25 protein-coding genes are annotated in these 21,853 nt (G+C 60.1%); 22 read left to right on the forward strand and 3 right to left on the reverse strand.

Annotation, left to right across the window (positions count from 1 at the left end; genetic code table 11):
• Positions 1-13 precede the first annotated feature (13 nt).
• Together secD and secF are read left to right on the forward strand one after the other, a co-directional pair.
• The gene (gene secD, locus B3C1_RS08575; RefSeq protein ID WP_008484230.1) at positions 14-1,861 is read left to right on the forward strand and encodes a protein translocase subunit SecD; all 1,848 of its coding nucleotides are present in this window, start codon (positions 14-16) and stop codon (positions 1,859-1,861) included.
• 9 nt (positions 1,862-1,870) lie between these two features.
• The gene (gene secF / locus B3C1_RS08580; protein WP_008484232.1) at positions 1,871-2,815 is read left to right on the forward strand and encodes a protein translocase subunit SecF; all 945 of its coding nucleotides are present in this window, start codon (positions 1,871-1,873) and stop codon (positions 2,813-2,815) included.
• 42 nt (positions 2,816-2,857) lie between these two features.
• Here secF and B3C1_RS20155 read toward each other — a convergent pair whose 3' ends face one another.
• The gene (locus B3C1_RS20155; protein ID WP_156804508.1) at positions 2,858-3,115 is read right to left on the reverse strand and encodes a hypothetical protein; all 258 of its coding nucleotides are present in this window, start codon (positions 3,113-3,115) and stop codon (positions 2,858-2,860) included.
• A 108-nt stretch (positions 3,116-3,223) separates the two neighbouring features.
• Between B3C1_RS20155 and B3C1_RS08585 the strand changes: the two genes are divergently transcribed.
• Positions 3,224-3,592: a rhodanese-like domain-containing protein gene (locus B3C1_RS08585; protein ID WP_008484234.1), complete on the forward strand. Its 369-nt coding sequence runs from the start codon at positions 3,224-3,226 to the stop codon at positions 3,590-3,592.
• Between the two features lie 73 nt (positions 3,593-3,665).
• On the forward strand, positions 3,666-3,932 hold the full coding sequence (locus B3C1_RS20160) for a hypothetical protein (RefSeq protein ID WP_156804509.1): 267 nt from the start codon (positions 3,666-3,668) through the stop codon (positions 3,930-3,932).
• Between the two features lie 44 nt (positions 3,933-3,976).
• Here the strand turns inward: B3C1_RS20160 and B3C1_RS08590 are convergent, their stop codons facing one another.
• The gene (locus B3C1_RS08590) at positions 3,977-5,896 is read right to left on the reverse strand and encodes an LTA synthase family protein (RefSeq protein WP_008484235.1); all 1,920 of its coding nucleotides are present in this window, start codon (positions 5,894-5,896) and stop codon (positions 3,977-3,979) included.
• A gap of 141 nt (positions 5,897-6,037) precedes the next feature.
• Positions 6,038-6,835, reverse strand: coding sequence for an inositol-1-monophosphatase (gene suhB, locus B3C1_RS08595; protein ID WP_008484236.1), 798 nt, complete (start codon positions 6,833-6,835; stop codon positions 6,038-6,040).
• Positions 6,836-6,975: 140 nt separating this feature from the next.
• Between suhB and trmJ the strand changes: the two genes are divergently transcribed.
• The 18 genes from trmJ to bamB all read left to right on the forward strand — a co-directional run bounded on the left by trmJ (position 6,976) and on the right by bamB (position 21,794).
• A complete protein-coding gene (gene trmJ, locus B3C1_RS08600; protein WP_008484237.1) occupies positions 6,976-7,698 on the forward strand; it encodes a tRNA (cytosine(32)/uridine(32)-2'-O)-methyltransferase TrmJ in 723 nt (240 codons plus the stop codon).
• 1 nt (position 7,699) lies between these two features.
• Positions 7,700-8,512, forward strand: coding sequence for a serine O-acetyltransferase (cysE, locus tag B3C1_RS08605; protein WP_008484238.1), 813 nt, complete (start codon positions 7,700-7,702; stop codon positions 8,510-8,512).
• 90 nt (positions 8,513-8,602) lie between these two features.
• Positions 8,603-9,076, forward strand: coding sequence for a Fe-S cluster assembly transcriptional regulator IscR (gene iscR / locus B3C1_RS08610; protein ID WP_008484239.1), 474 nt, complete (start codon positions 8,603-8,605; stop codon positions 9,074-9,076).
• A gap of 28 nt (positions 9,077-9,104) precedes the next feature.
• A complete protein-coding gene (locus B3C1_RS08615) occupies positions 9,105-10,319 on the forward strand; it encodes an IscS subfamily cysteine desulfurase (protein ID WP_008484240.1) in 1,215 nt (404 codons plus the stop codon).
• A gap of 18 nt (positions 10,320-10,337) precedes the next feature.
• On the forward strand, positions 10,338-10,724 hold the full coding sequence (gene iscU / locus B3C1_RS08620) for a Fe-S cluster assembly scaffold IscU (protein ID WP_008484242.1): 387 nt from the start codon (positions 10,338-10,340) through the stop codon (positions 10,722-10,724).
• Positions 10,725-11,048 (forward strand): iron-sulfur cluster assembly protein IscA, encoded by a 324-nt coding sequence (iscA, locus tag B3C1_RS08625; protein WP_008484244.1) that lies wholly within the window; start codon positions 10,725-10,727, stop codon positions 11,046-11,048.
• Complete coding sequence (hscB, locus tag B3C1_RS08630; protein WP_008484246.1) at positions 11,026-11,550, forward strand: Fe-S protein assembly co-chaperone HscB; 525 nt, start codon at positions 11,026-11,028, stop codon at positions 11,548-11,550. Before iscA ends, hscB begins: the two co-directional genes overlap by 23 nt.
• A gap of 15 nt (positions 11,551-11,565) precedes the next feature.
• Complete coding sequence (hscA, locus tag B3C1_RS08635) at positions 11,566-13,428, forward strand: Fe-S protein assembly chaperone HscA (protein ID WP_008484247.1); 1,863 nt, start codon at positions 11,566-11,568, stop codon at positions 13,426-13,428.
• A gap of 1 nt (position 13,429) precedes the next feature.
• The gene (gene fdx, locus B3C1_RS08640; protein WP_008484248.1) at positions 13,430-13,768 is read left to right on the forward strand and encodes an ISC system 2Fe-2S type ferredoxin; all 339 of its coding nucleotides are present in this window, start codon (positions 13,430-13,432) and stop codon (positions 13,766-13,768) included.
• Between the two features lie 62 nt (positions 13,769-13,830).
• Positions 13,831-14,034: a Fe-S cluster assembly protein IscX gene (gene iscX, locus B3C1_RS08645; protein WP_008484249.1), complete on the forward strand. Its 204-nt coding sequence runs from the start codon at positions 13,831-13,833 to the stop codon at positions 14,032-14,034.
• Positions 14,035-14,144: 110 nt separating this feature from the next.
• Positions 14,145-14,576, forward strand: a complete 432-nt coding sequence (ndk, locus tag B3C1_RS08650; RefSeq protein ID WP_008484250.1) for a nucleoside-diphosphate kinase — start codon at positions 14,145-14,147, stop codon at positions 14,574-14,576.
• Positions 14,577-14,680: 104 nt separating this feature from the next.
• Positions 14,681-15,802 carry a dual-specificity RNA methyltransferase RlmN gene (gene rlmN / locus B3C1_RS08655; protein WP_008484251.1) on the forward strand — a complete coding sequence of 374 codons (1,122 nt, stop codon included), beginning with the start codon at positions 14,681-14,683 and terminating at the stop codon, positions 15,800-15,802.
• A gap of 26 nt (positions 15,803-15,828) precedes the next feature.
• Complete coding sequence (gene pilW, locus B3C1_RS08660; protein ID WP_035481556.1) at positions 15,829-16,611, forward strand: type IV pilus biogenesis/stability protein PilW; 783 nt, start codon at positions 15,829-15,831, stop codon at positions 16,609-16,611.
• Positions 16,611-17,522 carry a RodZ domain-containing protein gene (locus B3C1_RS08665; protein ID WP_008484253.1) on the forward strand — a complete coding sequence of 304 codons (912 nt, stop codon included), beginning with the start codon at positions 16,611-16,613 and terminating at the stop codon, positions 17,520-17,522. The genes pilW and B3C1_RS08665 overlap by 1 nt, the downstream gene beginning before the upstream one ends.
• Positions 17,523-17,536: 14 nt before the next feature.
• Positions 17,537-18,649: a flavodoxin-dependent (E)-4-hydroxy-3-methylbut-2-enyl-diphosphate synthase gene (gene ispG, locus B3C1_RS08670; protein ID WP_008484254.1), complete on the forward strand. Its 1,113-nt coding sequence runs from the start codon at positions 17,537-17,539 to the stop codon at positions 18,647-18,649.
• Positions 18,650-18,717: 68 nt separating this feature from the next.
• Positions 18,718-19,983 carry a histidine--tRNA ligase gene (gene hisS / locus B3C1_RS08675; RefSeq protein ID WP_008484255.1) on the forward strand — a complete coding sequence of 422 codons (1,266 nt, stop codon included), beginning with the start codon at positions 18,718-18,720 and terminating at the stop codon, positions 19,981-19,983.
• Between the two features lie 15 nt (positions 19,984-19,998).
• On the forward strand, positions 19,999-20,610 hold the full coding sequence (locus B3C1_RS08680; protein WP_008484256.1) for a YfgM family protein: 612 nt from the start codon (positions 19,999-20,001) through the stop codon (positions 20,608-20,610).
• A 2-nt stretch (positions 20,611-20,612) separates the two neighbouring features.
• Positions 20,613-21,794: an outer membrane protein assembly factor BamB gene (gene bamB / locus B3C1_RS08685; RefSeq protein ID WP_008484258.1), complete on the forward strand. Its 1,182-nt coding sequence runs from the start codon at positions 20,613-20,615 to the stop codon at positions 21,792-21,794.
• Positions 21,795-21,853 lie beyond the last annotated feature (59 nt).

Below are 21,853 nucleotides of genomic sequence, written 5' to 3' on the forward strand. Positions count from 1 at the left end.
AAGGAAGGCTGGTGTGTTGAACAAATACCCGCTGTGGAAATACCTGATGCTGGTCCTGGTGACCATCTTCGGGTTCCTGTATGCGGCGCCTAACCTCTACGGTGAGGACCCTGCCATACAGGTTTCCGGGGTCCGTAACGCTGTTGTCGACAACAGCACCCTGGACAAGATGCGCTCCGTCCTGGCTGACAATCAGCTGGAAGCCAAGTCGGTGGCTCTGGAAAACGGCCTGATGCTGGCCCGCTTCAAGAGCACCGAAGACCAGCTCAAGGCCCAGGAACTGGTCGCCAAGGCCATGGGTGATGACTACAGCGTGGCGCTGAACCTGGCGCCCGCCACACCAGCCTGGCTGCAAAGCATCAATGCCGGGCCCATGAAGCTGGGCCTGGATCTTCGCGGTGGTGTGCACTTCCTGATGGAAGTGGACATGGCCGAGGCCATGAACAAGGCCGACGAGCAGCTCCAACAGGACCTGCGTGCCAACCTGCGTGAAGAAAAGCTCTACTACAGTGCGATTCGCAGCCTGGGCCAGGGTAAGGTCAAAGTCACCCTCCGTGACCAGGACCTTGCCGACAAGGCCGAGGCTTACCTCAAGAAGAGCGCCGGTACCGAATACCTGGTGGAACGTGACGGCGACAGCGTATTGCTGAGCCTGACCGAGTCCCGTATCAAGGAAATCCGCGAGTACGCCCTTAGCCAGAACATCACCATCATCCGTAACCGGGTGAACGAGCTGGGTGTGGCCGAGCCTCTGGTACAGCGCCAAGGGACCGACCGTATCCTGGTGGAACTGCCTGGCGTGCAGGACACTGCCCGCGCCAAAGAGATCCTGGGCGCGACCGCCACCCTGGAATTCCACCTGGTGGACACCAAGCATGATCTGGGCGACGCCATCAACGGCCGTGTGCCTGCCGGCTCCGTGCTCTACAAGAGCCGTGACGGCCGCCCTGTGTTGGCGGAAAAACGGGTGATGCTCACCGGTGACCATATCCAGGACGCCCAGAGCGGCTTTGACGAGTACCAGCGTCCCCAGGTCAATATCAAGCTGGACTCCCAGGGCGGCGACATGATGAGCCGTGCCACCAAGGACAGCATCGGCAAGCCCATGGCCACCGTCTTCATCGAGTACAAGCCGACCGGTGAAAAAGGCCCGGACGGCAAGCCGGTACTGAAGAAAGTGGAAGAAGTGATCCAGGTGGCCACCATCCAGGCTCGCCTTGGCCGCAGCTTCCGCATTACCGGTATCGACTCGCCCCAAGAAGCCCACAGCCTGTCACTGCTGCTGCGGGCCGGTGCCCTGCTGGCGCCCATCCAGATCGTTGAGGAGCGCACCGTCGGCCCTTCCCTGGGGGCCCAGAACATTCAAGACGGCATGAACTCCCTGATCTATGGCTTTATCGCCATCGTCATCTTCATGGCCATCTACTACCGTGCCTTTGGCCTTATTGCCAACATGGCCCTGCTGATGAACGTGGTGCTGATCGTCGGCATCATGTCCCTTATTCCAGGCGCCACCCTGACCCTGCCGGGTATTGCCGGTATCGTCTTGACCGTGGGTATGTCGGTGGATGCCAACGTGCTTATCTTCGAGCGGATCCGTGAAGAGATCCGGGCCGGTACCAGCATCCAGAAAGCCATCCACCAAGGTTACGACAACGCCTTCTCCACCATTGCCGACGCCAACATCACCACCATGATCACGGCACTGATCCTGTTCGGGGTAGGCACAGGCCCGGTGAAAGGCTTCGCCGTGACCCTGGCCATCGGCATCCTGACCTCCATGTTCACGGCCATCGTCGGCACCCGTGCCGTGGTCAACCTCGTCTACGGCGGTCGCCGTGTCGAGAAGCTGTCAATTTAAGGAGGCGTCATGCAGATCTTCAATTTCAAAAGCGACGTCAATTTCCTCAAGCTACGCCTGCCGGCGGCGATACTGTCGCTGCTGCTGGTGGCGACGTCCATCGGCATCTTGGTGTTCAAGGGCCTGAATTGGGGCCTGGACTTTACCGGCGGTACCCTGATTGAGGTGCGTTTCAGCCAGCCGGCTGACCTGGAAGCGGTGCGCCACGACCTGGCCGAAGGCGGCTTTGGCGAGCCGGCGGTGCAGTTTTTTGGCACCAGCCGTGACGTGCTGGTGCGGATGCCGCCTCAGGACCAGGCCAATGCCGCTACCCTGGGCGACCGGGTGGTTGCCAACCTTAAAGCCAACAGTGGTGATGAAGTCACCCTCAAGCGTATCGAGTTCGTCGGCCCCAGCGTCGGTGACGAACTGGTGGAACAGGGCGGCCTGGCGGTATTTGTGGCCCTGCTCTGTATCCTGCTGTACGTGTCGGTGCGCTTTGAGTGGAAACTGGCCCTGGGGTCAGTGGTGGCCCTGGCTCACGACGTGACCATTACCTTGGGCTTTTTCTCGCTGCTGGGCATCGAGTTTGACCTGACGGTACTGGCCGCCGTGTTGACGGTGATCGGTTACTCCTTGAACGACACCATAGTGGTGTTCGACCGCATTCGGGAAAACTTCCGCAAGATGCGTAAAGGCAGCCCGGAAGAGATCACCAACAACGCCCTGACCGCCACCCTGAGCCGGACCATCATGACGTCCGCCACCACCCTGTTTGTGGTGGTTGCCATCTTCCTGGTGGGCGGGCCGGTGATCCACGCCTTTGCCGCCGCCCTGCTGATGGGCATCACGGTTGGTACCTACTCCTCCATCTACGTGGCATCGGCCGTGGCCCTGAAACTGGGCCTGTGCAAAGAAGATTTGATGCCCACAGTGGTGGAAAAAGAAGGGGCCGACCTGGATCCTTTGCCCTGAGCAAACCCTGAGTAAAAAGAGCCGGCTTATGCCGGTTCTTTTTTAACCTGTCTCAGCGTCGCTGTTTTCTACTTTTTTAAGTGAAGATTGCAGTGCTAGCTGGTCTAGCCAATCTTCATTTAATCTTTGACAGTCCACTTCCCTTTGTACCGACAAGGCATCAAAGCTCTCCTGCACACTTGCATAAAGGCTTTGCACTAAGGGGGTGGAATTAAGATAGACAGTGTAGTGATCACTTTGGGCCGCAGGCGCAGAAAAGGAAACTTGTGCCAGTAGCAGAGTGATAATGGCAGCTTTCATGGCAGTTATCCCGGTTGAAGGTACCTTCTTACTTAAGCAGCCAAGCCGTGTCCTATCTTTGTCAGTCTGTGAGCAAATGTGGATAACCCCAGTATTCAAGGAGTTAACATGCAACATAGCCCGGCCTTCCAGGCCCTGTGCGAAGCCATCAGGACAGGGATACAGGAAATCGAGGTGAGTGAGTTGGCTGAGGCCTTGGCCTTGCCCGGCGCCCTGTTATTGGACGTGAGGGAAGATCATGAGTGGGCCATGGGCCGGCTGCCGAAGGCCCAGCACCTGGGGCGTGGCATCATTGAGCGGGACATAGAGAAAAAGGTGCCCGATAAGGACACCCCGCTTTATCTCTACTGCGGCGGCGGTTACCGCTCGGCTTTGGCTGCCCACAACTTGCAATTGATGGGCTATAGCAAAGTGCACTCGGTTGCCGGAGGTATCAAGGCTTGGATTGCCAAGGGACTGCCACTTCACACTCAATGAATGACGTAACCTATTGCCATCAACTCTGTTAGTCGGTATGTTTCAAGTTTGTATATATAAAGGGAATTATTGTATGAAAGTGGCAAGCTTGGGAATCGTCATCGGTGTGCTCTTGATGGCAGGTTGCAGCAGTACATCGTCACAATATGCTGCCAATTCAGCAGCCGAAGGGTCTGAAAACTCAGATGGTTTGATCTGTCGCTTGGAAAAACCGACAGGAAGCAACAGACCCAAACGGATTTGTATGTCAGCTGCAGATGCCCAGAAACTGAAAGAGTACAGTCAACGGCAGGCAGATCGTTGGCGCAACGCTGAAACACCGAGTATCCAGCGCAATTGATTCCCCTCTCGTTAAAAAAGCCGGCATTCAAGCCGGCTTTTCTTCTACTGCATGGCTTGCGCCAATACCGGCTTACCTGTCACTTCGGACTGAACCACCTTGGCATAATATCCCTGGCGGTAGGCGATGCTGGGCCATAGGGCATAGGCCAGGGCGTCCTTTGCCAGGCTCTGCTCCAAAGGCTGTGGGCTTAGCTGGCCAGCCTGGTAATGGAACTGCTCAGGTTCTTTGTTAAAGCGCAGCACCGTCAGCAGGTCGCCCTTGAGATAGCCAAAGGTATCGCCGTACTGCATCAGGGCCCGATCTGGGGACTGGCGGGTCAGATCCTGACCCAGCATGGGGTGATAGCTGCTTACTCCCAGCAATGACAACAGGGTAGGGGCCATGTCTATTTGGCTGACCAGGCGCGGGTCCTTACGGGGGCTGATGTCCTTACCCAGGATCAGGGCCGGGATATGGAAGTGCTCCACCGGTACCGCCTTGGCGCCGTAGACCCGCGAGTCATGGTCGGCGATCACCATAAAGACGGTATTGTCCCAGTAGTCTTCAGTTTTGGCCTTGGCAAAGAACTGGCCCAGGGCCCAGTCGGCATAGCGGGCGCCATTGGCGCGGCTGGCCGGGTCTCCCTGGGGCTCGATACGCCCGGCGGGGTATTCATAGGGGCTGTGGTTGGAGACGCTGAAGGCTACCGTCAGGGTCGGCTGCTGATCTTTGGCCAGCAGGCCGTTCAGTTCCTTGAACATGTCCTCGTCGCTGGCGCCCCAGGATCCCACAAAGCCCGGCTTGCTGAACTTGGCCAGGTCGTGAATTTCGTCAAAACCGTTGCCCAGGAAGAAATTCTTCATGTTGTCAAAGTGCGACTCCCCGCCGTAGACGAAACGGCTGTGGTAACCGTACTGCTTGAGCAGGCTGGCCAGGGTGAAAAAGCCGCTTTGGGCGCGGGGCAACTTGAGCACGGCCCGGGCCGGGGTGGGCAAAAAGCCGGTGGTAATGGCCTCAAGACCCCGAACCGAGCGGGTGCCGGTGGCGTAGGCCTGTTGGAAGAACCAGCTCTCCTCGGCCAGGCGGTCGATGTTGGGGGTCAGATCTTCACCCCCCAGGCTGCCCACATACTGGGCACCGAGGGATTCTTCCACGATGATCACCAGGTTGGGCTTACTGCCGGGGTGGCGACTGGCACCCTGGTGGTGCAGGCTCGGTATGGCCGGGTCCAGTGGTGTTGCCGTCAGGCCGGCCAGGGTGCGGACCCGGTGCACCACCTCTTGCTGACTCATATGCCCGTAAGCGCCCCCGGCAAAGCTTTCGTTCTTGAGTTGGTAGATGGCAAAGGCGGTGTTGTAGAAAGAGTTCACCGCCAGGGTATTGACCAGGCGATCGTCGCTGAAGGCCACCAGGGACGGGTTAAGGGGTCTGTGGGCCAGGGTGCCACGGGCTGCCAGGAAGCAGACCAGCAGCAGCCCCAGGGTGCCTGCCAGGCGGGTGCCAAGGCGTGGTGCCTTGGGGTCGGCTTTGGCTGGCAGTAAACGGCCAGCCAGCCAGGCCATCAGTACCAGCACCAGGGTGGCAACCAGCAATACTCCCTTGTAACCCTGCCAGAGCATGGCCGCCACTTCGTGGGGGTGGTTGAGGTATTCAAAAAAGAGACGGTTCGGCCGGCTGTCGTATTCGAGGATGAACTGGGGGGTGGCCACTTCCATCAGTGCCAGGCACCAGAACAGCAGGCGGTAATACCAGGCGGTGATCTTGGTGGCCAAGGCCTTATGGCCCAGCCAGGGGCTGAGCAGCGCCGGTACCAGCATCAGCATGGCCAGCAGGCTCAAATCGATGCGCCAGCCCCCCAGCAGCAGCGGCCAGAGGCCACCGGCTTCTTCCACCCTGGGCCATTGCCAGATGGCAAGTCCAAGGCGGCTAAGGGTTAACAGGCAAAGGGAGGCAAGCAGGAATCGTAGACTTAGGTTGCGCATCAAGGTGACTCGTTCGATCAGCAAGTGCTGATTGAAGGCGGAGAACCTTAAGCCTCCCTTAAAGTCACTGTCACAAACCGAGAGGTCGGGCACAAAAAAGGCGCCCTTCGGGGCGCCTTTTGCACAAAGCTGGCATTTGCCTTAGCGACGGATGGCGTCGGTCAGGTGCGGCTTGATGGTGCCCAGCAGGCTGGGCAGCAAGCGGGCAGGGGCCGCTACGATGTTGCCGGACTTGAAGTAATCGTGGCCACCGGAGAAGTCGGTGACGATGGCACCGGCTTCACGGGCGATCAGCTCGCCAGCGGCGATATCCCAGGGCTTGAGGCCCAGCTCGAAGAAACCGTCGATACGACCGGCCGCCAGGTAGCTCAGATCCAGGGCGGCAGAGCCGCTGCGGCGCACGTCGGCAGCCTTCTCGAAGATGGCGGTGAAGATGGTCATGAAGCTGGGATAGTGCTGGCGCTGCTTGAACGGCAGGCCGGTGGCCATCAGGGTGCCTTCCATATCGCGGGTTTGGGCTACGCGCAGGCGCTTGCCGTTGAGCTGGGCGCCAACGCCACGGCTGGCAGTGAACAGCTCGCCACGGATAGGATCGAACACCACGGCCTGCTCGGTCTTGCCTTTGACGCGCAGGGCGATGGAAATACAGAAATGGGGGATGCCACGCAGGAAGTTGGTGGTGCCGTCCAGGGGATCGATCACCCACTGGTAGTCGCTCTCGCCCTGGATACCGCCTTCCTCGCCGATAAAGGCATGGTCGGGGTAGGACTTCTTGATGGTTTCAATGATGAGGCGCTCCGCCTCCTTGTCGACGTTGGTTACCCAGTCATGGGTACCTTTGGTCTGGGCTTCAACCTTCTCAGGTTGCTCGAAAGACTTCGCGACATAGTTGCCGGCAGCACGCGCAGCGCGCACCGCAATATTGAGCATCGGATGCATAAGCGACTCACCAATTGGAAAAGAACGGCCGAAAAAGGCGGAGGCGGATTCTAGCAAGGGCCCACCAAAAAGAAAAGCGACCCAGCGCAAATTTGCTTGTGGTACACTGCCAGCCCTTTTCCGACTATCGCGCTCAGGTAATGTTAGACAAGGTCCGCATCGTACTGGTTGGCACCACCCATTCCGGCAATATCGGCTCTGTGGCAAGGGCCATGAAAACCATGGGTTTATCAAGACTTTATCTGGTTGACCCCCAATGCGAGGTGGACGGCCAGGCCAGCGCCCTGGCGGCCGGCGCCACCGACGTGCTGCGTGATGTCACCATAGTCCCAACCCTGGCTGACGCCATCGGTGACTGCACCCTGGTGGCCGGTACCAGCGCCCGCTCCCGCACCCTGCCTTGGCCCATGCTCAGCCCCCGTGAACTGGGGGAAAAGGCCCAACTGGAAGGGCAACAAGGGGAAGTGGCCTTCGTCTTTGGCCGCGAGCGCAGCGGCCTGTCCAACGACGAGCTGCAGCAGTGTCATTTCCACGTCTGCATCGACGCCAACCCCGAATACAGTTCCCTCAACCTGGCCCAGGCCGTGCAGATCCTCTGCTACGAGATGCGCATGGCACAACTGGCCGCCGCCCCCTTGGCGTCTGAACCTGACCAGATCTGCTACCCGCCGGCCCAGGCCATGGAGGGCTTTTACAGCCACCTCGAACAGGCCCTGGACCACAGCGGTTTTCTGATCAAGGCCCACCAGGGCAAGGTGATGGAAAAGCTGCGCTGCCTCTTTAATCGCAGCCGCCCGGACGAACACGAACTCAATATCCTGCGAGGCATATTGTCCTCGGTGCTGCGTTTGAAGAGGGACTGACATGGGGATCTGGCAACGAATCAAAGAAGACATCAACAGCGTCTTCGAGCGGGACCCGGCTGCCCGCAATGCCTTTGAAGTCTTTACCAGCTACCCGGGGCTGCATGCGGTCTGGTGGCATCGCCTGGCCCATTGGCTGTGGCAGCGGGACGCCAAGTGGCTGGCCCGGGCCGTGTCCAACCTCAACCGTTTTTTCACCGGCATCGAGATCCACCCTGGCGCCCGTATCGGCCGGCGCTTTTTCATCGACCACGGCATGGGGGTGGTGATAGGGGAAACGGCGGAGATCGGTGACGACTGCACCCTCTATCACGGCGTGACTCTGGGGGGCACCTCCTGGAAAGCCGGCAAGCGCCACCCCACGTTGGGTAAAGGGGTGGTCATCGGTGCCGGCGCCAAGGTGCTTGGGCCGTTGATGATTGGGGACAACGCCCGGATCGGCTCCAACGCAGTGGTGATAAAAGACGTGCCGGCCGGCGCCACTGCCATCGGCATACCCGGGCGCATCGTGGCTCAGCAGGATTTTCAGACCAGCGAGCAGCGCCAGGCCATGGCCAAGAAGTACGGCTTTGACGCCTACGCCGTGTCCCAGGACAACCCCGACCCCGTGGCCAAGGCCATAGGGGCGCTCCTCGATCACCTTCATATGGTGGACGGCAAGGTCAACGACATGTGCAAGGCTATCAACGATTTGGGCGGCGATGTCTGTAAGGAAAAACTGCCGGAATTGGACCTGGAGGAGTTTGCCAGGGACGAGCAGGAAGCAGCCAGCAAGCGCCAGAGCGAGCTGGACAGGTTTGACCCCAGTATTTAGCGATGGTCCTAATCGGACCTGACAATAGTTGACCAAATTAGTCAGGTTTGGGAAAATAGCCCTATCCTGATCAATAGCCGGAAGGAAACGATGAGACTGACTTCCAAAGGGCGCTACGCCGTCACCGCCATGCTGGATTTGGCCTTGCATGCCGAAGACGGCCCCGTGTCCTTGGCTGACATATCCGAGCGCCAGGGCATTTCCCTGTCCTACCTGGAACAGCTGTTCTCCAGGTTGCGCCGTCAGCAGCTGGTGTCCAGCGTCCGTGGGCCAGGTGGTGGTTACCGCTTGGGTAAGGACGCCAGTGAGATCAGCGTAGGTCAGGTCATTGTCGCGGTGGACGAGTCGGTAGACGCCACCAAGTGCCAAGGCAAGGCTGACTGCCAAGGAGGCAGTCAGTGTTTGACCCACTCGTTGTGGTCAAACTTGAGCTCCCAGATCAGCCATTTTCTGGATGGTATCTCCCTGGCGGACCTGGTGGCGCAGAAGGAAATCAAAAAGGTGGCCTCCCGCCAGGAAAGCCGCCATCAACAAGACAGCATAACCGTGCAATGCCAATTGTGAGCGTGGCGAGGCAGTAACGGAGAACGCAATGAAGCTTCCTATCTATCTGGATTACGCGGCAACTACCCCGGTAGACCCCCGCGTCGCCCAAACCATGATGCAGTACCTGACCCTGGACGGCCAGTTTGGTAACCCGGCGTCCCGTTCCCACCGTTTCGGCTGGCAAGCCGAAGAAGCGGTAGAAGAGGCGCGGTCTAACATCGCCGATCTGATCGGTGCCGACCCTCGGGAAATCGTCTTTACCTCGGGTGCCACCGAGTCCGACAACCTGGCCATCAAGGGTGCCGCCCACTTCTACCAGAAGAAAGGCAAGCACATCATCACCTCCAAGATTGAGCACAAAGCGGTGCTGGACACCTGCCGTCAGCTGGAGCGTGAAGGCTTCGAGGTAACCTATCTCGAACCCAACGAAGAGGGCCTGCATCCGGTTTCGCAAATCGAAGGCGCCCTGCGTGACGACACCGTGCTGGTGTCCATCATGCACGTCAACAACGAGCTGGGTGTTATTCAGGACATCGCTGCCATTGGCGAGCTGTGCCGCAGCAAAGGCGTGATCTTCCACGTTGACGCCGCCCAGAGCGCCGGCAAGATCGCCATCGACCTTGGCGAGCTGAAAGTGGACCTGATGTCCCTGTCCGGCCACAAGATGTACGGCCCCAAAGGTATCGGTGCCCTGTACGTGCGCCGTAAGCCCCGTATCCGTATCGAAGCCCAGATGCACGGCGGCGGCCACGAGCGCGGCATGCGCTCCGGCACCCTGGCTACCCACCAGATCGTCGGCATGGGCGAAGCGGCCCGCCTGGCCAAAGCCGAAATGGCGGCCGAAGCCCAGCGCATCACCGCGCTGCGCGACAAGCTGTGGCAAGGCGTGCAGGGCCTTGAGGAAGTTCACCTCAACGGTACCCTCGACAGCCACGTGCCCGGCATCCTCAACGTCAGTTTCAACTACGTGGAAGGCGAGTCCCTGATCATGGCCCTCAAAGACCTGGCCGTGTCTTCCGGTTCTGCCTGTACTTCCGCGAGCCTGGAGCCGTCTTACGTACTGCGCGCCATCGGCCGCAACGACGAACTGGCCCACAGCTCCATCCGCTTCTCCATTGGCCGTTTCACCACTGAAGAAGACATCGATTACGCCATCAGCTGCATCAAGGGCGCCATCGACCGCCTGCGCGAGATGTCTCCGCTGTGGGAAATGTACAAAGACGGCGTTGACCTGGAATCGGTCGCCTGGGTTGCTCACTAAGATTTAAGGAGCCTTATCATGGCATACAGCGAAAAGGTCATTGACCACTACGAAAATCCCCGCAACGTGGGCTCTTTCGACAAGAACGACCCCAGCATTGCCACCGGCATGGTCGGCGCGCCGGCCTGCGGTGACGTGATGAAGCTGCAGCTGAAGATCAACGACGACGGCATCATCGAAGACGCCAAGTTCAAGACCTACGGCTGCGGCAGCGCCATCGCTTCCAGCTCCCTGGTCACCGAGTGGGTCAAGGGCAAGTCCATCGACGAAGCCGAGGCGCTGAAAAACACCGCCATCGCCGAAGAGCTGGCCCTGCCGCCGGTGAAGATTCACTGCTCCATTCTCGCCGAAGACGCCATCAAGGCCGCCATCGCCGACTACAAGAGCAAGAAGGGGCTGGCATAAATGGCCATTTCCCTGACCGAGACAGCGGCCAGCCGGGTTTCGACCTTCCTGGCCAATCGCGGCAAGGGGCTGGGCGTGCGCCTGGGCGTACGCACCACTGGCTGTAGCGGCCTGGCCTACGTGCTGGAGTTTGTGGACGAAGCCAATACCGATGACCTGGTCTTTGAAGACAAGGGCGTCAAGGTGATCATCGACCAGAAAAGCCTGGTCTATCTGGATGGCACCGAGTTGGACTTCGTCAAGGAAGGCCTCAACGAGGGTTTCCAGTTCAACAATCCCAACACCAAAGGGGAGTGCGGCTGTGGCGAGTCCTTCACCGTCTAACCACTTCGCCCTCTTTGATCTCCCCGAAGGCTTCGTCCTGGACAAGGACGAGCTGGCCAGCCGCTATCGCCGGCTGGCCGCCGCCCTGCACCCTGACCGCTTCGCCTCCGGCTCAGAGCGGGACAGGGCCCAGGCCCTGGCCAAGACCTCCCTGCTCAATGACGCTTTCGAAACCCTCAAGCATGCCACCCGCCGCGCCGAGTACCTGCTCAGCCTCAATGGGGTGGACCTGCGTGACGAAAGCCGTACCCTCAAGGACACCGCCTTCCTGATGCAACAGATGGAATGGCGTGAAGCCTTGATGGAGGTGGAAGACGCAGAGGGCATCGACGCCATGCGCACCACCATCCTGGCCGCCAGGGACGACTTGCACCAAGAATTTGCCAGCCGTTTCGGCCAGCAGGACTACGACACCGCTGCCGACACCGTGCGTAAACTCAAGTTTGTCGACAAGATGCTGGTCGAGATAGAGCGGCTGGAAGAGTCCCTGCTCGACTACTGAACATAGCGAATCCTCATGGCTTTATTACAGATCGCCGAACCGGGCCAAAGCGCTGCGCCCCACCAGCACCGCCTGGCGGTGGGCATTGACCTGGGCACCACCAATTCCCTAGTTGCCGCCGTACAAAGCGGCACCGCCGTTACCCTCAAAGACGCCAAGGGCGCCGTTATCCTGCCGTCTGCCGTGCACTACGGCGCCGAGCGCCTGGTGGGCCTGGAGGCCAAGGCCAAGGCTGCTGCCGATCCGGAAAACACCCTGATCTCCGTCAAGCGCTTTATGGGCCGCTCCCTGGCCGATATCCAGCAGCGCTATCCCAGGCTGCCGTACCGCTTCAGCGCCACCGAAAACGGCCTGCCGCGCATCGAAACGGCCCAAGGCCCCAAGAACCCCATCGAGGTGTCCTCCCATATCCTGGCGGCCCTCAAAGAACGGGGTGAAGCGGCCCTTGGGGGCGAGCTGATGGGCGCCGTTATCACAGTGCCTGCCTATTTTGACGACGCCCAGCGCCAGGCCACCAAAGATGCGGCTGAGCTGGCCGGCCTCAAGGTGCTGCGCCTGCTGAACGAACCTACCGCCGCTGCCGTGGCCTACGGCCTGGATTCGGGCACCGAAGGGGTGATCGCCGTTTATGACCTGGGCGGCGGCACCTTCGATATCTCGATTTTGCGCCTGTCCAAGGGCGTGTTCGAAGTGCTGGCCACCGGCGGTGACACCGCCCTTGGCGGCGACGATTTCGACCATGCCATCGTCGATTGGCTCCGTGGCCAATGGCAGTTGGCCGATCAACTGGGCACTGTCGCCGAAAGGGCGCTGCTGACCGCCGCCTGCGAGGCCAAAGAAGGGCTCACCGACAGCGCCAGCGTCACCCTGGCCCTGACCATAGAAGGCCAGGACCATAGTGCCGAACTCAGCCGCGACCAGTTTGACGCCCTAGTCGAACCCCTTATCAAGCGGACCCTGCTGGCCTGTCGCCGCGCCCTGCGCGACGCCGAAGTGGACGCTGGGGACGTCAAGGAAGTGGTGATGGTGGGTGGCTCCACCCGGGTACCCAGGGTGCGCAGTGCCGTGGGCGACTTCTTCGGCCAGCAGCCCCTGACCAGCATCAACCCCGACGAAGTGGTGGCCATTGGCGCTGCCATTCAGGCCGATATCCTGGTGGGCAACAAGCCTGACAGCGATCTGCTGCTGTTGGACGTTATCCCTCTGTCCCTGGGTCTGGAGACCATGGGCGGCCTGGTGGAAAAAATCGTGCCCCGCAACACCACCATTCCGGTGGCCCGGGCCCAGGAATTTACCACCTTCAAGGACGGCCAGGGCGCCATGGCCATCCATGTGCTGCAAGGGGAGCGGGAACTGGTCAAGGATTGTCGCAGCCTGGCTCGCTTCAACCTCACCGACATTCCCCCCATGGCTGCCGGTGCCGCCCATATCCGGGTCACCTTCCAGGTGGACGCCGACGGCCTGCTGTCGGTCACCGCCATGGAAAAATCCACCGGCCGCCAGACCAGCATCCAGGTCAAGCCGTCCTACGGCCTGTCCGACACCGAGGTGGCGGACATGATCCAGGACGCCATGACCAACGCAAAGGCCGACATGGCCGCCCGCATGCTGGCCGAACAGCAGGTGGAAGCGCGCCGGGTGGACGAAGCCCTACAAAGCGCCCTGGCCGCCGACGGCGCCAGGCTGCTGAGCACCGAGGAGCAAGCGGCCATCGAAGGGGCCCTGGCCCAATTGGCCGAGGTGGCCAAGGGCAGCGACCCGGATGCCATCAAAAACGCCATAGAGGCGGTGGACAAGGCCAGCGAGCAATTTGCTGCCCGCCGCATGGACGACAGTATTCGCAAGGCCCTGGCCGGCCACAATGTAGACGAGGTGTAAGATGCCCAAGATCGTATTTTTGCCCCATGCCGAGCTGTGCCCGGACGGTGCCGTAGTTGACGCCGCCAAGGGCGAAAGCATCCTGGATGTGGCGCTCAAGAACGGCATCGACATCGAACACGCCTGCGAGAAATCCTGTGCCTGTACCACCTGCCACGTAGTGGTGCGTGAAGGCTTCGACTCCCTCAACGAGTCGGACGAGCTGGAAGACGACATGCTGGACAAGGCCTGGGGCCTGGAGCCCGAGTCTCGGCTGTCTTGCCAGGCACGGGTCGCCGATGACGACCTGGTGGTGGACATTCCCAAGTACACCATCAACCTGGCTCGCGAAGAACACTGAAAAAAGGCGCCGAAAGGCGCCTTTTTTGTGCCTAGACTGAAGGCAGCAAAGGAGGAAACACCATGGGCTGGAAGTGGACAGACACCCAGGCAATAGCCGAGGCGCTTTTTGACCTGGACCCAGAGCGGGATCCAAAAACGGTCCGCTTTACCGACATGCACCGCTGGATCTGCGAACTGCCTGACTTTGACGACGACCCCAACGGTTCCAACGAACGTATCTTGGAGGCCATTTTGCTGGCCTGGCTGGACGAATACGAAGGTTAGACAGGGCAGGGCACCATTGTCACAGGTCTGACATTTCCAGTTGCAATAACTTCGCTTATACTATGCGGCCATTTTAGAACCCTAAACCCATTTTTTGAGGACGGAGCCCCATGGCTGTTCAACGTACCATCTCCATCATCAAGCCCGATGCCGTTGCCAAGAACGTGATCGGTGCCATCTACAACCGTTTCGAAACTTCTGGCCTGAAGATCGTTGCCGCCAAGATGCTGCACCTGTCCCGCGAACAGGCTGAAGGCTTCTACGCCGAGCACAAAGAGCGTCCCTTCTTCAAAGCCCTGGTCGACTTCATGACCTCTGGCCCTATCATGGTTCAGGTTCTGGAAGGCGAAAACGCCGTCCTGAAAAACCGTGAGATCATGGGCGCCACCAACCCCTCCGAAGCCCTGGCCGGCACCCTGCGCGCCGACTACGCCGTTTCCATCGACGAAAACGCCGTACACGGTTCCGACTCCGAAGAGTCTGCTGCCCGCGAAATCGCCTACTTCTTCACTGAAACTGAAGTTTGCGCCCGCACTCGCTAAAATAGCGCGCTAGTTGTCATAAAGGGGGGCTATGCCCCCCTTTGTTGTCTTGGTTGTAAACTGTACAATGCCGGCCCTTGAGCCGTAGTAACTGAGGTCATGCCATGAGCGAAGGCAAAATCAACCTGTTGGACTTGAGCCGCAACGAACTGCGCGCGTTTTTCGCCGAGATGGACGAGAAGCCGTTCCGTGCCGATCAGGTCATGAAGTGGATCTATCACTTCGGGGTCGACAACTTCGACGACATGACCAACATCAACAAGGTGCTACGGGGCAAGCTCAAGGAGCGCTGTGTTATCGAGGCGCCGGAAATTTCCCAGGAGCAGCGTTCCAGCGACGGCACCATCAAGTGGGCGCTCACCGTCTCCGGTGGCCAGGAAGTGGAAACCGTCTATATCCCGGAAAAGGACCGCGCCACCCTGTGCGTCTCTTCCCAGGTAGGCTGCGCCCTGGAATGCACCTTCTGCTCCACCGCCCAGCAGGGCTTTAACCGTAACCTCAAGGTCAGCGAGATCATCGGCCAGGTGTGGCGCGCCGCCAAGGTGTTGGGCCCCCAGGGCAACTCCAACCAAAAGCCCATCACCAACGTGGTGATGATGGGCATGGGCGAGCCTTTGCTGAACCTGGCCAATGTGGTGCCGGCCATGGAACTGATGCTGGACGATTTGGGCTATGGCCTGTCCAAGCGCCGGGTGACCCTGTCCACCTCAGGTGTGGTGCCGGCCCTGGACAAGCTGGGTGACATGATAGACGTGGCCCTTGCCATCAGCCTGCACGCTCCTACCGACGAGCTGCGCGACGAGATAGTCCCCATCAACAAGAAGTACAACATCGACACCTTCCTGACCTCAGTGCGCGGCTACCTGGCCAAGTCCAACGCCAACCAGGGCCGGGTGACCGTGGAATACGTGATGCTCGATCACGTCAACGACTCCACCGATCAGGCCCACCAGCTGGCCCAGTGCCTCAAGGACACCCCGGCCAAGATCAACCTCATTCCCTGGAACCCCTTCCCGGGTGCGCCCTATGGCCGCAGCTCCAATTCCCGCATCGACCGGTTCTCCAAGGTATTGATGGAATACGGTTTTACCGTCATCGTCCGCAAGACCCGTGGTGACGACATCGACGCCGCCTGTGGCCAGTTGGCCGGCGACGTGGTGGACAGGACCAAGCGTGTTATGAAAAAACAGATGCAGAATACGGGTATTTCAGTAAAAATGGTGTGAAATCTCAACGTATTACAGGCTTAGTTATGGCATATGGTCGCTTTAGGTTAGGAATCCTGGCCCTGGTGGTACTGGCGGCCAGCGGTTGTGTTTCCCAAACCCTGGACAGCGCCGGTAACCCGGTGGCGGAAAAAGAGTTCGACGCCCCCGCCGCCGCCAAATCCCGTATGCAGTTGGGCCTGGCTTACCTTCGCACCGGTAACAGCGCCCAGGCCAAGATGAATCTCCTTAAGGCCCAAGAGTTCGCCCCCGACCTGCCGGACGTTTACTACAGCCTGGGTTACTACTACCAGTCAGTGGGTGAAACCGAGCAGGCCGAAGAGGCCTACCGCCATGCTATCCGCCTGGATCCCAAAAACGGTGAGGCCCTGAACAATTTCGGGGCCTTTCTCTGTGGCTTAGGGCGCTACGAGGAGTCGGTAGAGTTCTTCAAGAAGGCCATCAAGGCTCCCGGTTACATCAAGGTGGCCGGGGCTTATGAGAACGCCGCCACCTGTTCCCACATGGAAGGCAAATTGGAACAGGCGGAAAAATATTATGCCAGTGCCTTAAGTCATGACACCCGCCGCGCCGCTTCCCTATTGGGAATGTCCGAAACCCTTTACGATAGAGGGGATTACGTCGGTGCCCGGGGGTATTTGAATCGTTTCGAACAGGTGGCAAGGCCCAACCCGCGCAGTCTGTTCCTTGGCTTGAAAGTAGCCAAACAAACCGGTGATACCAAAGGCGTTCAGCATTACGGTGAGGAACTTATTTCAAAATATCCTGACTCACCTTTCAGCCAACAATACCGGAGTAACGATTACTAATGGCAGAACCAAGCGAGCTCCACGAAACGCTTAGTGCCGGCCAGCGTTTGCGACAAGCCCGGGAAAGCCGAGGCTGGTCCACCAATGATGTAGCCAAGCGCCTCAACCTGCGGGTGTCCGTGGTCGAGAAGCTGGAGAGCGACGATTACGACAAGAATTCACCCGCCACCTACACCAAGGGTTACATCCGCGCTTATTGCCGCCTGCTGGAGCTTAAAGAAGCCGAAGTGATGGCGGAGCTGTGCTCAGACAATCTCAAAAGCCAATCCGAAACCCATATGCAGAGCTTTTCCCGGCGCACCGCCAGGGAAAAGTCCGACAGCTGGCTGACCCTGGTCACCTGGCTTATCGGCCTGGTGATCCTGGGGCTGTTGATCTATTTCGGCTGGCAACAGGCCACCACTAACGGCAGCCTGGTCAATACCCAGGCCCAACCCAACACCAGTACCAGCGCCGTTGTGGCCCTGCCGGTCAAGGACGAAGGGGTTGATTTGGGGACTCCCCTTGAGATCTCCGAAGAAGAGCAGGACCAGTCCGGCAGCCAGCCTGGCGATACCCCCGAACAGGCCCCCGAGCAGCAACCAGAACCCGCTGCCGAGCCGGCCACTACGGAGGTAACAGCCCCTGAGCCGGCACCGGCCCAGGCCAGCAGCAGCGAACAAGTGGCACTGCAAACGCTGGAAATCTCCTTTCGCGGCGACTGTTGGGTTAGAATCGAGGACAGTACCGGCAAGAGGGTATTGGAAGGGGTCAAGGCCGAAGGCCAGTCCTACCGCCTTCAAGGCCAGGCACCTTTTAGTTTGAAGCTGGGCGCACCGGAAATGGTCGACTTGACCTACCAGGGTGCGGCCGTCGATTTGTCGGGGTATAAGGCCGCCAAGCTTGCCAAGCTGTCCTTGCCCCTGAACTGAGGTTGAGAGAAGCAATGCAGCATCAGCCGCCTATTCAGCGCCGCCAGTCCACCCGTATCTACGTGGGCAACGTGCCCATCGGTGACGGGGCGCCCATCGCCGTCCAGTCCATGACCAACACCCGTACCACGGATGTGGCGGCGACTGTGGCGCAGATCCAGGCCATCCAAAGGGCCGGTGCCGATCTGGTACGGGTATCGGTCCCCACCATGGACGCCGCCGAGGCGTTCAAGCTGATCAAGGAACAAGTGGATATCCCCCTGGTGGCGGATATCCATTTTGACTACCGCATTGCCCTCAAGGTGGCCGAATACGGCGCCGACTGCCTGCGTATCAATCCCGGTAACATCGGCAAGGAAGAGCGCATCCGCGCCGTGGTGGATGCGGCCCGCGACCGCAATATCCCCATCCGCATCGGTGTTAACGGCGGTTCTTTGGAAAAAGATCTGCAGGAAAAATACGGTGAGCCGACCCCTGCCGCCCTGGTGGAGTCGGCCATGCGCCATGTGGACATCCTTGACCGCCTGGATTTCCAGAACTTCAAGGTGTCGGTCAAGGCCTCCGACGTGTTCCTGGCGGTAGACGCCTACCGCCTGCTGGCCAAGCAAATCGTCCAGCCCCTGCACCTGGGCATCACCGAAGCCGGCGGTGCCCGCAGCGGCGCCGTCAAGTCCGCCATCGGCCTTGGTATGCTGCTGAGCGAGGGCATAGGCGACACCCTGCGGGTGTCCCTGGCTGCCGACCCGGTGGAAGAGGTCAAAGTCGGCTTTGACATCCTCAAATCCCTGCGTATTCGCTCCCGTGGTATCAACTTCATCGCCTGCCCCAGCTGCTCGCGCCAAGAGTTCGATGTCATAGGTACGGTCAACGCCCTGGAAAACCGCCTGGAAGACATCACCACCCCCCTGGACGTGTCCGTTATCGGCTGCGTGGTCAACGGCCCTGGCGAGGCTCTGGTGTCCGATATGGGCATTGCCGGTGCCACCCGCAAGAGCGGCTACTATGTGGACGGTGAGCGCCAGAAGGAACGCCTGGACAACGACAACCTGGTGGACGAACTGGAAGCGCGGATCCGCGCCAAGGTGGCCATGATCAGCCAGCGTATCCCCGTCAAAAACGGCGAGTAACCGCCAATTTGTGAATTCTGATGCCCGAAGCCGTATAATTCGGGCATTTTTGTGATTGCAGAGTCCTCATGAAAAGCATCCAAGCCATCCGTGGCATGAACGACTGCCTGCCCGAGCAGAGCCCCCTTTGGCAATATGTGGAAGGGGCCATCCGCGATACGGTGGCGTCTTTCGGCTACAGCGAAATTCGCACCCCTATCGTCGAGTCCACCGATCTGTTCAAGCGCAGCATCGGCGAAGTGACCGACATCGTCGAAAAAGAGATGTACACCTTCAGCGATCGCAACGGTGACAGCCTGACCCTGCGCCCCGAAGGCACCGCCAGCGCGGTGCGTGCCGGCATCGAGCACGGCCTTTTGTACAACCAGGAACAGCGCCTGTGGTACATGGGCCCCATGTTCCGCCACGAACGCCCGCAAAAAGGCCGCTACCGCCAGTTCCATCAGTTCGGGGTGGAAGCCTACGGCCTGGCCGGCCCAGATATCGACGCCGAAGTGATACTGCTGTCCGCCAGCCTCTGGGACAAACTGGGCATCAAGGACAACGTCACCCTGGAGCTCAACAGCCTGGGCTCCAACGAGGCCCGCGCCAACTACCGGGACGTGCTGATCGCCTTTTTGGAAAAACACATCGACGTGCTGGACGAAGACGCCAAGCGCCGCATGTATTCCAACCCGCTGCGGGTGCTGGACACCAAGAACCCCGACATCCAGGCCGTGCTCAAAGACGCCCCGCGCCTGCACGACTACCTGGACGACGAGTCCAAGGCCCACTTCGAAGGCCTCAAGGCACTGCTGGACAGCGTCGGCATCAGCTACCGCATCAACGAGCGCCTGGTGCGCGGCCTGGACTACTACAACCGCACCGTCTTCGAATGGGTGACCGACAGCCTGGGTGCCCAGGGTACCGTCTGTGCCGGTGGCCGTTACGACGGTCTGGTGGAACAGCTGGGTGGCAAGGCGACCCAGGGCGTGGGCTTTGGCCTGGGCCTGGAGCGCCTGGTGCTGCTGGTGGAGGCCCTGGCCAAGACCGAGCAGGTCAAAAGCGCCGTGGACGCCTACCTGTGCCCCATGGGCGAGGCCGCCGAGGGCCAGGCCTTCGTATTGGCCCAGCAACTGCGTAGCCAGTTGCCAGGGTTGCGCCTGATGTGCCACTGTGGTGGCGGCAATTTCAAGAAGCAGCTCAAGCGAGCTGACAAGAGCGGTGCCCGTTGGGCGTTGATCCTGGGTGACAACGAGCTGGCCGAGGGCCTGGTCACCGTCAAGGATCTAAAAGAAGGCAGCCAGCTGAGCCTGCCCATGGCCGAGCTGGCCAGCCATCTTGAGCAACGATAACAAGGATAATCTGGCGTGGAAATTTACAGCACTGAAGAACAACAGGTCGATGCCATCAAGCGCTTCTGGAAAGAGCACGGCAACGGCATCATCGTCGGGACCCTGATTGGCCTGGCCGGCATCTACGGCTGGCGCTGGTACGGCGAGCACGAAAAGGCCCAGCAGGAAGCCACCTCCGCCAGCTATGAAGAGGTCGTCAAGAAAGTGGACGGCGGTGACCTGGCCGCCGGCGACGCCTTCTTGGCCACCGAAAGCGCTGGCCAGTACCAGTCACTGATGGCGGCCCGCCTGGCCAAAAAAGCCGTGGAAGCCAGCGAGCTGGACAAGGCCCTTGGCTACCTGGACCAAGCCCTCAGCCACAGCAAAGACGAAAACCTCAACGCCATCTTCACCTTGCGCAAAGCCCGGATACAGCTGGCCAAGGGCGACGCTGCCGCCGCCAAGGCCAGTGTCGAGTTGGTTAAAAATGACGCATTCAACGCCGAGGCCCAGGAACTTTTGGGTGATATCGCCGTCAAGGAAGGCGACCTGGCAGCGGCTCGCACTGCTTACCAACAGGCCCTGACCGGACAGGCCGGAGCCCCTGCCTTGCAATTAAAACTCGAATCTTTGGATAGCAAAGGCTAAGCATGAGCGGATGGTCTAAATGGTCGGCCCTGGCCGGTGTTGCCCTGGTCGCCCTGGCAGGGTGTTCCAGCACGGATGAAGATGCACGTAAACCGGCCGAACTGGTTTCGTTTGAAAACAAAGTCAGCGACGACGTGGTATGGAGTGCCTCGATCGGTGACGGCATAGGGGCCTATTTTTCCAACCTGGCACCCGTCTACGCCTACGACAAGGTCTTTGCCGCCTCCCGTGAAGGGGTAGTGGAAGCCCTCAACCCCGACAACGGCGACAGGCTCTGGAAAGTGGATCTGGGCGAGGCCGAATCCTTCTTCGGTAATCGCCACGATATGCGCCTGTCTGGCGGCGTGTCTGCCGGCTTCGGCAAGGTCTATGTGGGTTCCGAGAACGGCATCGTCTATGCCCTGGACGAAAAGACCGGCGAGCTGAAATGGCAGGCCGACGTACCGGGTGAGGCCATGGCTGCCCCGGTACCGGACGCCGGTCTGGTGCTGATCAACACCACCTCCGGCAAGCTGGTGGCCCTGGAAGAGGGTACCGGTGAGCTGAAGTGGACCTACGAACAGACAGTGCCTTCGTTGAGCCTGCGCGGCGCCTCCGAGCCCAGCACAGTGCAAGGTGCGGCCCTTATCGGCACCCCCAACGGCAAGCTGGCAGCGGTACTGCTGGACAGCGGCCTGCCGGCCTGGGAACAGGACGTCTCCCCCGCCAAGGGCGAGAACGTACTGGAGCTGCTCCGTGACGTGGATGCCACCCCCATCGCCGTAGGTCCTGTCGTTTACGCCGTCGCCTATAACGGCGAGCTGGTGGCTATCGATCTGCGCTCCGGCCGCCCCATGTGGAAGCGGGATTATTCCTCCTACCGGTCCATGGCCATCGTTGGCTTTGATCTGGTGCTGACCGACGCCCAAGGGGTGCTCTACAGCATCGACAGGCGTACCGGTCTGGAGAAATGGAGCCAGCCGATGCTCACCAACCGCCGCGTCACCGCCCCTGCTATCCTGGGGGACAAGGTGCTGGTTGGCGACTTCGAAGGCTACCTGCACTGGTTCGACAAGAACAGCGGCGAGCTGCTGGGCCGGGACGAAGTGGACAGCTCCGGCCTTTACGCCCGCCCCGTTGTGGTTGGCGACAAGGTGCTGGTACAGAGCCGAGACGGCGAGCTTTATATGATTAAGCTGGACTAAGCCCGCCGAAAACGGAACAATACGCGGCCGCATCTTGCGGCCGTTTTTGCGTTGAGAGA

Source organism: Gallaecimonas xiamenensis 3-C-1 (assembly GCF_000299915.1).
Classification (GTDB): domain Bacteria; phylum Pseudomonadota; class Gammaproteobacteria; order Enterobacterales; family Gallaecimonadaceae; genus Gallaecimonas; species Gallaecimonas xiamenensis.

Bases quoted from the DNA above. Each gene is read 5' to 3' on its own strand.
- suhB (WP_008484236.1), bottom strand. From the start codon at position 6,835: ATGCATCCGATGCTCAATATTGCGGTGCGCGCTGCGCGTGCTGCCGGC.
- iscR (WP_008484239.1), top strand. From the start codon at position 8,603: ATGAGACTGACTTCCAAAGGGCGCTACGCCGTCACCGCCATGCTGGAT.
- fdx (WP_008484248.1), top strand. From the start codon at position 13,430: ATGCCCAAGATCGTATTTTTGCCCCATGCCGAGCTGTGCCCGGACGGT.
- bamB (WP_008484258.1), top strand. From the start codon at position 20,613: ATGAGCGGATGGTCTAAATGGTCGGCCCTGGCCGGTGTTGCCCTGGTC.
- B3C1_RS08615 (WP_008484240.1), top strand. From the start codon at position 9,105: ATGAAGCTTCCTATCTATCTGGATTACGCGGCAACTACCCCGGTAGAC.
- B3C1_RS08585 (WP_008484234.1), top strand. From the start codon at position 3,224: ATGCAACATAGCCCGGCCTTCCAGGCCCTGTGCGAAGCCATCAGGACA.
- B3C1_RS08665 (WP_008484253.1), top strand. From the start codon at position 16,611: ATGGCAGAACCAAGCGAGCTCCACGAAACGCTTAGTGCCGGCCAGCGT.
- iscU (WP_008484242.1), top strand. From the start codon at position 10,338: ATGGCATACAGCGAAAAGGTCATTGACCACTACGAAAATCCCCGCAAC.
- trmJ (WP_008484237.1), top strand. From the start codon at position 6,976: ATGTTAGACAAGGTCCGCATCGTACTGGTTGGCACCACCCATTCCGGC.
- hisS (WP_008484255.1), top strand. From the start codon at position 18,718: ATGAAAAGCATCCAAGCCATCCGTGGCATGAACGACTGCCTGCCCGAG.
- pilW (WP_035481556.1), top strand. From the start codon at position 15,829: ATGGCATATGGTCGCTTTAGGTTAGGAATCCTGGCCCTGGTGGTACTG.
- B3C1_RS20160 (WP_156804509.1), top strand. From the start codon at position 3,666: ATGAAAGTGGCAAGCTTGGGAATCGTCATCGGTGTGCTCTTGATGGCA.
- B3C1_RS08590 (WP_008484235.1), bottom strand. From the start codon at position 5,896: ATGCGCAACCTAAGTCTACGATTCCTGCTTGCCTCCCTTTGCCTGTTA.
- secF (WP_008484232.1), top strand. From the start codon at position 1,871: ATGCAGATCTTCAATTTCAAAAGCGACGTCAATTTCCTCAAGCTACGC.
- ndk (WP_008484250.1), top strand. From the start codon at position 14,145: ATGGCTGTTCAACGTACCATCTCCATCATCAAGCCCGATGCCGTTGCC.
- rlmN (WP_008484251.1), top strand. From the start codon at position 14,681: ATGAGCGAAGGCAAAATCAACCTGTTGGACTTGAGCCGCAACGAACTG.
- cysE (WP_008484238.1), top strand. From the start codon at position 7,700: ATGGGGATCTGGCAACGAATCAAAGAAGACATCAACAGCGTCTTCGAG.
- ispG (WP_008484254.1), top strand. From the start codon at position 17,537: ATGCAGCATCAGCCGCCTATTCAGCGCCGCCAGTCCACCCGTATCTAC.
- B3C1_RS20155 (WP_156804508.1), bottom strand. From the start codon at position 3,115: ATGAAAGCTGCCATTATCACTCTGCTACTGGCACAAGTTTCCTTTTCT.
- iscX (WP_008484249.1), top strand. From the start codon at position 13,831: ATGGGCTGGAAGTGGACAGACACCCAGGCAATAGCCGAGGCGCTTTTT.
- hscA (WP_008484247.1), top strand. From the start codon at position 11,566: ATGGCTTTATTACAGATCGCCGAACCGGGCCAAAGCGCTGCGCCCCAC.
- iscA (WP_008484244.1), top strand. From the start codon at position 10,725: ATGGCCATTTCCCTGACCGAGACAGCGGCCAGCCGGGTTTCGACCTTC.